The organism is Streptomyces sp. MK37H (genome assembly GCF_018035285.1).
GTDB classification, from domain to species: Bacteria; Actinomycetota; Actinomycetes; order Streptomycetales; family Streptomycetaceae; genus Streptomyces; species Streptomyces endocoffeicus.
On sequence record NZ_JAAAYH010000357.1, the window covers coordinates 1 to 9357 of the forward strand.

The 9357-nt window shown below is 72.4% G+C and carries 8 protein-coding genes and 1 pseudogene; all 9 read right to left on the bottom strand.

Annotation, left to right across the window (positions count from 1 at the left end; genetic code table 11):
- Nucleotides 1-88: 88 nt before the first annotated feature.
- Nucleotides 89-955 carry a zinc metalloprotease HtpX gene (gene htpX / locus GWI24_RS34015; RefSeq protein WP_210949908.1) on the bottom strand — a complete coding sequence of 289 codons (867 nt, stop codon included), beginning with the start codon at nucleotides 953-955 and terminating at the stop codon, nucleotides 89-91.
- A gap of 290 nt (nucleotides 956-1245) precedes the next feature.
- Nucleotides 1246-2805, bottom strand: coding sequence for an NADH-quinone oxidoreductase subunit N (locus GWI24_RS34020; RefSeq protein WP_210949909.1), 1560 nt, complete (start codon nucleotides 2803-2805; stop codon nucleotides 1246-1248).
- A complete protein-coding gene (locus GWI24_RS34025) occupies nucleotides 2802-4391 on the bottom strand; it encodes a NuoM family protein (protein WP_210949910.1) in 1590 nt (529 codons plus the stop codon). The genes GWI24_RS34020 and GWI24_RS34025 overlap by 4 nt, the downstream gene beginning before the upstream one ends.
- Nucleotides 4392-4394: 3 nt before the next feature.
- Nucleotides 4395-6413: an NADH-quinone oxidoreductase subunit L gene (locus tag GWI24_RS34030; protein ID WP_210949911.1), complete on the bottom strand. Its 2019-nt coding sequence runs from the start codon at nucleotides 6411-6413 to the stop codon at nucleotides 4395-4397.
- Entirely contained in the window at nucleotides 6410-6811 is a 402-nt protein-coding gene (gene nuoK / locus GWI24_RS34035) for an NADH-quinone oxidoreductase subunit NuoK (protein WP_210949912.1), read from the bottom strand. Before nuoK ends, GWI24_RS34030 begins: the two co-directional genes overlap by 4 nt.
- A complete protein-coding gene (locus tag GWI24_RS34040) occupies nucleotides 6811-7401 on the bottom strand; it encodes an NADH-quinone oxidoreductase subunit J (protein WP_210949913.1) in 591 nt (196 codons plus the stop codon). Before GWI24_RS34040 ends, nuoK begins: the two co-directional genes overlap by 1 nt.
- The gene (locus GWI24_RS34045) at nucleotides 7398-8024 is read right to left on the bottom strand and encodes an NADH-quinone oxidoreductase subunit I (RefSeq protein ID WP_210949914.1); all 627 of its coding nucleotides are present in this window, start codon (nucleotides 8022-8024) and stop codon (nucleotides 7398-7400) included. The genes GWI24_RS34040 and GWI24_RS34045 overlap by 4 nt, the downstream gene beginning before the upstream one ends.
- On the bottom strand, nucleotides 8024-8989 hold the full coding sequence (locus GWI24_RS34050; protein WP_210949915.1) for a complex I subunit 1 family protein: 966 nt from the start codon (nucleotides 8987-8989) through the stop codon (nucleotides 8024-8026). The genes GWI24_RS34045 and GWI24_RS34050 overlap by 1 nt, the downstream gene beginning before the upstream one ends.
- Nucleotides 8986-9357: pseudogene (locus GWI24_RS34055) on the bottom strand (hypothetical protein); the annotation flags it as partial. The gene GWI24_RS34050 and the pseudogene GWI24_RS34055, both read right to left, overlap by 4 nt.

Sequence of the window (9357 nt, forward strand, 5' to 3'; positions counted from 1 at the left end):
GTGATGAAGAGCAGGACCCCGGCGAGGAGATAGAGGATCGCCATCCAGATGCCGGAGAAGATCAGCCAGATCAGGTTCAGGAGCGTTTTCACGGTCGGCGGCCTCCTGCCATCTGCTCGAGGCGGGCGATGCGCTCCCGCATGGGCGGGTGGGTGGAGAAGAGCTTGGCCATGCCCTCACCGGCGCGGAAAGGGTTGGCGATCATCAGATGACTGGCGGTCTCCAGACGGGGCTCGGGCGGCAGCGGAAGCTGCTTGGTGCCCGCTTCCAGCTTGCGCAGGGCGCTGGCGAGGGCCAGGGGGTCGCCGGTGAGCTGGGCGCCGGAGGCGTCCGCCTCGTACTCGCGGGAGCGGCTCACGGCGAGCTGGATGATGGAGGCCGCGAGCGGGCCGAGGATCATGATCAGCAGCATGCCGAGGAAGCCGGGGCCCTCGTCGTCGTCGGACCGGCCCATGGGGATCAGCCAGGCGAAGTTCACCAGGAACATCACGACGCTGGCGAGCGCGCCCGCGATCGAGGAGATCAGGATGTCGCGGTTGTAGACATGGCTGAGCTCATGGCCGATGACCCCGCGCAGCTCGCGCTCGTCCAGCAGCCGCAGAATGCCGTCGGTGCAGCAGACCGCCGCGTTACGGGGGTTGCGGCCGGTCGCGAAGGCGTTGGGGGCCTCGGTCGGGGAGATGTAGAGCCGGGGCATCGGCTGGCGCGCGGCCGTGGAGAGCTCGCGCACCATGCGGTACAGCCCCGGCGCCTCGAACTCGCTGACGGGGCGGGCGCGCATCGCGCGCAGGGCCAGCTTGTCACTGTTCCAGTAGGCGTAGGCGTTGGTCCCGAGTGCGACGACGACCGCGATGATCAGCCCGGTACGGCCGAAGAGGCTGCCGATGAGGATGATGATCGCGGACAGACCACCGAGGAGTACGGCGGTCTTCAGCCCGTTGTGCCGGCGGTGCACTGTGTGCCCTCCCGTTGTGCCGCAGGGGAACGCTTTGCCTGGTGTCTCCACCTTCCAGTGGACCCTCCTGAAAAAGTCAACGCCAGGCGAAGGGCACCAGTTCCCTTGTGCACACGGGTGCGGTCCCGCGGGGTCCGCGGGGGTGCTTACCGCAGGGCGCTCGAGGCGAACCGGAGGACCAGTTGCGGGGCACGATGCCGACGACCGCGGCGAGGTCTCGGGCAGCCGCAACGCAGGCGCGGCCCACGGCGCACCGAGCGCGCGGGCGGGGCGGCGCCCGCAGTACGCCGTTACAGCAAGGCGCTCGAGGCGAACCGGAGGACCAGTTGCGGGGCGCCGGAGAGGGCGATTCCGGCGGCGGCGGTGAGGGCGATGGCGGCCGTAAGGGGGACGGCGCGGGTGCGGGTGATGGCCGGCCCAGTGGCGGGCACGGGCTCCGTCTCCGCAGCGGGCTCCGGGGTGCGGAAGAGCACCGCTGTCCACTGGAGGTAGTAGTACAGCGCCACCACCACGTTGAGCGCCATCACCACCGCCAGCCAGCCAAGACCCGCGTCCACCGCCGCCGAGAAGACGGTCACCTTCGCGAAGAGCCCGATGACGCCCGGGGGCAGCCCGGCCAGGCACAGCAGGAAGAAGGCCAGGGCCAGGGCGGCGCCCGGGCGGGCCGCGTACAGCCCGCGGTAGTCGGTGAGCCGGTTGGCCGGGCTCGTACGGGCCACCAGGGCGGCCACGGCGAAGGCGCCGAGGTTCACAACCGCGTACATCAGGGCGTACGCCACGGTGGAGCCGATGGCTCGGGAAGCGTCCTTGCCGGAGTCGGCGTAGCCGGCCGCGGCGATCGGGACCAGCAAATAGCCCGCCTGGGCGACGGAGGACCAGGCGAGCAGGCGTACGGCGCTGAAGGCGCGCTCCGGGCGCTGGCGCAGCGCCGCGGCGTTCCCCGCGGTCATGGTGAGGGCGGCCAGGACGGCGCCGGCCGGGCCCCACACATCGGCGTAGGAGGGGAAGGCGAGGACGGTCACCAGGATGAGGCCGGAGAACCCGACCGCCTTACCGACGACGGACAGGTACGCCGCGACGGGCACCGGCGCGCCGACGTAGGTGTCGGGCACCCAGAAGTGGAAGGGCACGGCGGCGGTCTTGAAGGCGAAGCCGACCAGAGTGAGCACGACGCCCGCCTGGGCGAGCGTGTCCAGCCGCGGGTCGACATGGGTGAGGGCGTCGGCGATCCGGGACAGGTGGAGGCTGCCGGTGGCGGCGTAGACGAAGCTGACGCCGAGCAGCATCACGGCGGTCGCGGTGACCGAGGAGAGGAAGAACTTCAGCGCGGCCTCGGAGGAGAGACGGTCGCCGCGGCGCAGGCCCACGAGGGCGAAGGCCGGGAGCGAGGCCACCTCGAGGGCGATGACCAGGGTGGCCAGATCGCGGGAAGCGGGCAGCAGGGCGGCCCCGGAGGCGGAGGACAGCAGCAGGAACCAGAACTCGCCCGCGGGCAGTTTGAGATCGTCGAGGGCGCTGAAGGACAGCAGCGCGGTGAGCAGCGCCCCGCCGAGCACCAGGAACTGGATGACGAGGGCGAAGGTGTCGGCCGTGTAGCTGCACGCGTGGGCGCCGGTGGTCAGGCAGAAGGTGGAGCGGTCGCCGTCCAGCAGCGGCAGCAGGGCGAGCGCGGCCAGGGCCAGTCCCGCTATCGCTCCCCAGCCCAGCAGATGCTTCCTGCCCTCGGGCAGGAAGAGGTCCGCGACGAGGACGGCGAGGCCTGTCAGCGCCGCGATGGTGGGCGGTGCGACGGCGAGCCAGTCGACGGACTGGACGAGGCTCGTGGCGAGGCTCGAGGCGTTCGGAGTCATCGGGTGCCTCCCGCGAGGAGCTGCTGCACGGCCGGGTCGGTGAGGCCGAGGAGGACCGCGGGCCACAGTCCGGCGAGGACGGTGAGGGCCACCAGGGGGCTCCAGGCGGCGAATTCATGGCCGTGGACGTCGGCCAGGGCGGGCCGGTCGGCCTCGGTCCCGGTCCCGGGCTCGATCGGATGGTCGCCCATGCAGACGCGCCGTACGACGATGAGCATGTAGGCGGCGGTGAGCAGGGTGCCGAAGGCGGCGAGCGCCATATAGGTGAGATACGCCGGGCGGCTGAGCCCGTCGGCGGGGTCGAAGGCGCCGAACATGGCGAGCATCTCGCCCCAGAACCCGGCGAGTCCGGGCAGCCCCAGGGAGGCCACGGCGCCGAAGGCGAGCAGACCGCCGAGGCGCGGCGCCCTGCCGTAGAGGGCGGCGCCGCTGGTGCCCGAGAGCTGGTCGAGGTCGGTGGTGCCGGAGCGGTCCTTGAGGGCGCCGACCAGGAAGAAGAGCAGTCCGGTGATCAGGCCGTGGGCGATGTTGGCGAAGAGCGCGCCGTTCACGCCGGTGGGGGTGAGGGTCGCGATGCCCAGCAGCACGAAGCCCATATGGCCGACGGAGGAGTAGGCGATCAGGCGCTTGAGGTCGCCCTTGGCGCCGGTGCGTGCGAGGGCGAGACAGGCGAGGGACCCGTAGATGATGCCGACGACGGCGAACGCGGCGAGGTAGGGCGCGTAGGTGTGGGCCGCGTCGGGGGTCATCGGCAGCACGATGCGGACGAGGCCGTACGTGCCCATCTTGAGCAGCACGCCCGCCAGCAGGACCGAGCCGACGGTGGGGGCGGCGGTGTGGGCGTCGGGCAGCCAGCTGTGCAGCGGCCACATCGGGGCCTTGACGGCGAGTCCGACGATGATGGCGAGGGCCGCGATGAGCTGGGTGGTGTGGCTCAGCCCGGAGCCGTTGTCAGTGGCGAGTGCCACCATGTCGAAGGTGCCGCCCTTGAGCCCGACGAGGAGGAGGCCGAGCAGCATGACGACGGAGCCGAGCAGCGTGTAGAGGATGAACCGCCAGGCGGCGCGCTCCCGTTCGGCGCCTCCCCACCGGTTGATGAGGAAGTACATCGGGATGAGGACCATCTCGAACGCCAGGAAGAACAGCATCAGGTCCAGCACCGCGAAGCTGGCCAGGGTGCCGGACTCCAGGAGGAGCAGCAGCGCGACGAAGGCTTTGGGGGACGGCCCGGAGGGCCGGTTGAAGTAGGCGTAGAGCGCGCTGAGGAAGGTCAGCAGCGCGGTCAGCACGAGCAGCGGCAGCGAGACGCCGTCCACGCCGAGGTGGATGCGGATGTCCAGGGCCGGGATCCAGCCGATGTCGGTCTGGGCCTGCATCCTGGCCGGGTGGTCGTGGTCGAAACCGGCGGCCAGGGCGATGGCGGCGGCGAGCACCACGCCGGTGACGGTCACGCCGTGGCGCATGACGGCCTGGTCGGGCCCGCTGCCGCGCAGCCCGGGCGGGGCCGGGAGCAGGGCGGCGACGGAGCCGAGCAGGGGGAGCACGACCAGGGCGGCGAGGAGGAGTTGCTGGACGGTGTGGTTCACGGGTCAGGCTCCCGCTGCGACGAGGACGGCGGCCACGGCCAGGACGAGGGAGCCCGCGAGCAGCGCGCCGAGGTAAGTCTGCACATTGCCGGTCTGGGCGCGGCGGACGGCCGCGCCGAGCAGGCGGGGCGCACCGCCCGCGCCGCGTACGTACGTCTCGACGACCTCGCGGTCGAGGAAGTGGACGAGCCGGGCGGCGGCCCGCGCGGGCCGGACGAACAGGGCGCTGTAGACGGCGTCGAGGTGGAAGCCGACGGCCGCGTGGCGGTGCAGCGGGCCCAGGAGCAGCCGCCCGGGGTCGGCGGGGTCGCTGGCGCCCGCGATGGAGCCGTAGGCCGCCTCGTGGGTGGCGATGGCCTCGGCCTCGGAGACCGCGTCGGCGGCCTCGGGGTGGGCGGCCACCGCGCCGAGCGGGACCCGGCGGGCCCGCGCCGAGCTGTGCCGCCAGGCGCCGTACATGACGAGGGCGCCGCCGAGGGCCAGCCCGGTGCCGAGGACGGACGTGGTGAGGGTCGGGGTGAGGGACTCGCCGTCGAACCAGTCGGGCAGCGTGCCGTAGGCGAGGCCGAGGGCGGCCGTGGGGAGGAACAGCACCCACAGGACGACGTTCATGGCCACCGGCTGCTTGCCGTGGTCGGGGACGGGCTCGCCCTGGCCGCGGAAGGCGAGCAGCCACAGCCGGGCCGCGTATCCGGCGGTGAGGAGCGCGGTGAGCAGCCCGGCGAGGAGCACGGTCCAGCCGACGCCCTCCGGGACACCGGAGGTGTGGCCGGTGGCGGCGTGCTCGGCCGCGCCGAGGACGGCCTCCTTGGAGAAGAAGCCCGCGAAGGGCGGGATGGCGGCGAGCGCGAGCAGCGCGACCGTCATCGTCCAGAAGGCGTCGGGGATGCGCTGGGCGAGGCCGCTCATCCGGGACATGGCGGCGAGGGAGTTGCTGCCGGCGGCGTGGATCACCACGCCCGCGCCGAGGAAGAGCAGCGCCTTGAACGCGCCGTGGGTGATGAGGTGGAAGACGGCGGCGCCGCGGTCGTCGACGGCCAGGGCACCCGTCATATAGCCGAGTTGGCCGACGGTCGAGTAGGCGAGGACGCGTTTGATGTCGTCCTGGGCGAGCGCGGCGAGCGCCGAGCCGACCATCGTCACGGCCGCCATGGCGGCCAGGACGGCGAGCGCGGCGGCCGAGGAGGCGAAGACGGGCAGCAGCCGGGCCACCACATAGACACCGGCGGCGACCATGGTGGCCGCGTGGATCAGCGCGGAGACCGGGGTGGGACCGGCCATCGCGTCCGGCAGCCAGGTGTGCAGCGGGAACTGCGCGGACTTGCCCGCGACCCCGGCGAGCAGCAGCAGCGCGATCAGGGTGGGATGGTCCAGCGGCACCCCGGCGGTCTCGGAGGTCAGCCGGGTGTGGATCTCGCTGATGCGGAACGTGCCGGTGTCGCCCGCGAGCGCGAAGATGCCGATCAGGAACGGGACGTCGCCGAGCTTGGTGACCAGGAACGCCTTCAGGGACGCCGAGCGCGCGGCCGCGGTCTCCCAGTAGTGGCCCACCAGGAAGTACGAGCAGATGCCCATGATCTCCCAGCCGACGAGCAGCACGATCAGGTCGTCGGAGTAGACGACGAGGAGCATCGCGGCGGTGAAGAGGGAGACGAGCGCGGCGTAGGAGGGGTAGCGGGGGTCGTCGCGCAGATAGCCGGTCGAGTAGATCTGCACACAGCAGGCGACGACGGCGACGAGGACCGCGACCAGGGCGGCGAAGCCGTCGATCTGGAGGGCCAGGTCGATGGGGACCGAGCCGGTGTCGGCGAGCCGGGTCGCGGCGGTCAGCGGGGCCGTGCCGCCGCCCGCTCCGCCGCCCTGCCGTACGGCGACGAGCACGGCGAGCCCGGCCGCGGCGAGGGTCGGCAGCACCGCGAGGGGGCGGACGAAACCGGGGGCGCGGCGGCCCAGCAGGAGCCCGGCGACGGCGCCGAGGAACGGCAGGAGGGGGACGAGAACGGCGGCGGTCGTGGTCGTCACGCGGTCTGCCTCCGGGCGCGTCGTGCCTGGTCTGCGTCGTTGTCAGTGGGGGCTGCCATGCTGTCGTCCATCGGGTCCTGGCCGGCCGACGGGGGGTCGGCCAGGTCCCGCAGCCGGTCGACGTCGGAGGTGCCGCGGTTGCGATACACGAGCAGGACGATGGCGAGGCCGATGCCGATCTCGGCGGCGGCGATGGCGATGATGAAGAGGGTCAGCGCCTGGCCCGCGTGCAGGGTGTCGCGGAGCCAGACGTCGAAGGCGACGAGGTTGAGGTTGACGGCGTTGAGCATCAGCTCGACCGACATCAGCACCAGGATCGCGTTGCGGCGGGCGAGGACGCCGTACAGACCGGTGCAGAAGAGGAGGACGGCGAGCACGGCGGGGTAGGCGAGGTGCATCAGCGCTTCTCCTTGCCGTGGCCGGCGCCCCGGCCACTGTCGGCGCCGCTCTTGCGGGACAGGACGATCGCGCCCACGAGCGCGGCGAGGAGCAGCACGGACAGCGCCTCGAACGGCAGCACCCAATGGCGGAAGAGGCTCTCACCGGAGACGGCGGTGGAGCCCTGCACGCCCTTGTCCAGCTCGATCCAGGTGGTCCGGAAGGCGTCCACGACCACCCACACCAGGGCGCCCGCGGCGGCCACGGCCACGGCGAGCGCGGCCGGGCGGTTGCCCGAATCGGCGTCCGGGGAGCGGCCGATGGGCGCCTTGGTGAGCATCAGCCCGAAGAGGAGGAGGACGACGACGGACCCGACGTAGATCAGCACCTGCACCCAGGCGATGAACTCCGCCGTGAGCAGGAGGTACTCCACGGCGAGGCCGCCGAGCGCCACCACCAGCCACAGGGCGGCGTGCACCAGCTGTTTGGTGGTGACGGTGACGACGGCCGCGCCGAAGGTCGCGATGCCCACCAGCAGGAAGGCGATCTCGACTCCGGTCGGCGACAGGAACCCGTGGCCGGTGGCGGCCAAGTGGACCGCAGGGCTCACGAGGCGGCTCCGTTCCCGTTCTCGGTCCCGTTTCCGTTTCCGGCGGTCCCACCGGATCCGCGCTCGGCCTCGGCCTGCGCGGCCTCGGCGGCCCGCGCGGCCTCGGCGGCGGCGAGCTTGTCGGCGGCCTTACGGGCGGCGGCGATCTCCTTGGGCTCCTCCGCGCGCGGGTCGAGCGCGGGCGGCGCGGGCACCGTCCACATCCACTCGCGGAGCTTGTCCCGCTCATGGGTGAGATCGCGGATGTCCTCCTCCGCGTACTCGAACTCCGGCGACCAGAAGAGCGCGTCGAAAGGGCACACCTCGATGCAGATACCGCAGTACATGCACAGCGCGAAGTCGATCGCGAACCGGTCCAGCACATTGCGGCTGCGCTCGCGCCCGCCCGGGGCGGCCGGGGGGACGGTCTCCTTGTGCGAGTCGATATAGATGCACCAGTCCGGGCATTCGCGGGCGCACAGCATGCAGACCGTGCAGTTCTCCTCGAACAGCCCGATCACCCCGCGGGTGCGGGGCGGCAGCTCGGGCTGCGCGTCCGGATACTGCGCGGTGTGCGACTTCCGGGTCATCGTGCGGAGGGTGACGGCCAGGCCCTTGGCCAGACCGGATCCGGGGATGCCCATCAGGAGATCACCACCTTGACGACGCCGGTGAGGGCGATCTGGGCCAGTGAGAGCGGAATGAGGCAGGTCCAGGCGAACCGCTGCAGCTGGTCCTCGCGCAGCCGCGGATAGCTGACCCGCAGCCAGATCACGACGAAGGCGAGGACGGCCGTCTTCAGCAGGGTCCACAGCCAGCCGAGGCCGTCGGCGGACGGACCGTGCCAGCCGCCGAGGAAGAGGACGGTGGTCAGCCCGCACAGGACGACGATTCCCGCGTACTCGGCGAGCAGGAAGAGCGCGAACCGCAGGCCCGTGTACTCGGTGTACGCACCGAAGATGATCTCGGAATCGGCGATCGGCGCGTCGAACGGCGGACGCTGGAGCTCGGCGAGCCCGGCGGTGAAGAACACCACCCCGCCGACGATCTGCCACGGCACCCACCACCACTCGAACGCGTCGAGGATGCCGGGCAGCGAGACCGTGCCCGCCGCCATCGCCACGGAGGCGGCGGTGAGCAGCATCGGCAGCTCGTACGCCATGAGCTGGGCGGCCGTGCGCAGGCCGCCGAGGAGGGAGAACTTGTTCGCCGAGGCCCAGCCCGCCATCAGCGAACCCAGCACTCCGACGCCCAGCACGGCGAGCACGAAGAAGATGCCCGCGTCCAGGACCTGGCCGACCGCGCCCTCGGCGGGGCCGATCGGGATCGCGACGAGGACGAGGAGGTACGGCAGCAGGGCGACGGCGGGCGCGAGCTGGAAGATCCGCCGGTCGGCTCCGGCCGGTACGACGTCTTCCTTCTGCGCGAACTTCACGCCGTCCGCGACCAGCTGGGCCCATCCGTGGAAGCCGCCCGCGTACATCGGCCCGAGGCGGCCCTGCATATGGGCCATGACCTTGTGCTCGGTCTGCCCCACGACCAGGGGCAGCACGAGGAAGGCGAGCAGGAGTGCGAGCAGTCGCAGCGCGACGTCGAGGACGTCGTTCACGCGGCGCCTCCTGGCTGGTCGTCGGTGTCGTTGTCGGGGGTGGCGTCCGGGGTGGCCGGGGTGCCGTCCGGGGTGCCTGGGGTGCCGGGCGCGGCGTCCGAGGTGGCCGGGGTACCGGGGGTGCCGGGCGCGGGTTTCGCGCCGCGTCCGTCTCCGGACGCCTCGGTCTCCGCTTCCGGTTCCGGTGCCTGCGGCTCACGCGGGGACTCGGCGCCCTCGTCCCGCGCGGGGCGCGCGTGGTGCCAGGGGGCATCGGACGAGCGGCGCTGCGGCGCGGGGCGCCGCGGGCGAGCCGGGGCTTCGGGCGCCGTCGGCTCAGCGGGCGCCGCCGGCTCATCGGCCGCGTCCCGCCCACCGGCGGCCGCGTC

Excerpts from the sequence above, each read along its gene's own strand:
- GWI24_RS34045 (WP_210949914.1), bottom strand. The coding sequence starts at position 8,024 with ATGGGCATCCCCGGATCCGGTCTGGCCAAGGGCCTGGCCGTCACCCTC.
- nuoK (WP_210949912.1), bottom strand. The coding sequence starts at position 6,811 with ATGCACCTCGCCTACCCCGCCGTGCTCGCCGTCCTCCTCTTCTGCACC.
- GWI24_RS34020 (WP_210949909.1), bottom strand. The coding sequence starts at position 2,805 with ATGACTCCGAACGCCTCGAGCCTCGCCACGAGCCTCGTCCAGTCCGTC.